Consider the following 456-nt stretch of genomic DNA (forward strand, 5'->3'; position numbering starts at 1 on the left):
GTTCATTTCGTGCGAGCCATAGCGAATACTTCTTTTTGCGTCACTAGAAACTATCCTGTCGCGATCAGGTTTTCCAGTTCGTGGGTTGGTGTTCGTGTGGGGATGTGGCCCTAGAAATTCATCCCACTTTCGGGTGGTTTCTTCCGGTTTAACTGGTTTGTTGGCATAGGTTTCTTTGTGATATCCCATTTCAGGCGGGATATTTGAGGTGGTGGTCGGGAGTGACTCCCCATAATTGGCTTTTGCCTTAGTTTCTGGTTCTTCAGCTTCAATCTTCGGTTTGCACTTTTCGCCACCTGGACAAGAATTCAAGCCTAGTGGATCTGCCCATCCGGTCGGGTTAGGCACGTATAGGTAGGCGTTACTCCCACCCGCCAATTTCACCGGATCGGGTGTCAGGTAACGACCTAGATCCGGATTGTAGTAGCGATGGCGGTTGTAGTGCAGCCCGCTTTC

Annotated in this window: 1 protein-coding gene; it reads right to left on the minus strand. The window is 50.2% G+C overall.

Translation table 11 applies throughout. The features are described 5' to 3' along the window. A partial coding sequence (locus tag AACY52_RS31050; RefSeq protein WP_339561502.1) for an RHS repeat-associated core domain-containing protein occupies nucleotides 1-456 on the minus strand: 456 nt, incomplete at both ends.

The sequence above is a fragment of the Pseudomonas sp. EA_65y_Pfl1_P113 genome (genome assembly GCF_963970525.1).
Lineage (GTDB): Bacteria > Pseudomonadota > Gammaproteobacteria > Pseudomonadales > Pseudomonadaceae > Aquipseudomonas > Aquipseudomonas tritici.